The sequence below is a fragment of the Pseudomonas sp. 43(2021) genome, assembly GCF_017490805.1.
Lineage (GTDB): Bacteria > Pseudomonadota > Gammaproteobacteria > Pseudomonadales > Pseudomonadaceae > Aquipseudomonas.
In genome coordinates, this window is the sequence record NZ_JAFGYJ010000644.1 from 1 (window position 1) to 254 (window position 254).

Genomic DNA, 254 nt, shown 5'->3' on the forward strand with positions numbered 1-254 from the left:
TGCTTGATTCGATTTGTTAAAGAGCGTTTGGTTAAGAGCCTTTCGTCTCAACCGAGGCGCGCATTCTACGCTTTCCTCATTTGCTGTCAAGCGTTTATTTTGAAGTTTTTTGCGAGAAACTCGTTTGGCTTCAAACACTTGACTCGCTGCGATCTCTCGTAGCGGGAGGCGAATAATACAGCGTTTAAAACCGCTGTCAACCTTCATCTCAACCGCCATCGATCATTTGATCGAAGCCCTTTCAGCACCTTCCG

1 protein-coding gene is annotated in these 254 nt (G+C 46.5%); it reads right to left on the reverse strand.

Annotated features, from left to right (window positions below; translation table 11 throughout):
• Positions 1 to 207 (reverse strand): hypothetical protein (locus J5M71_RS29100; protein ID WP_207839158.1); only part of this gene is annotated, 207 nt, incomplete at its 3' end.
• Positions 208 to 254: the final 47 nt, after the last annotated feature.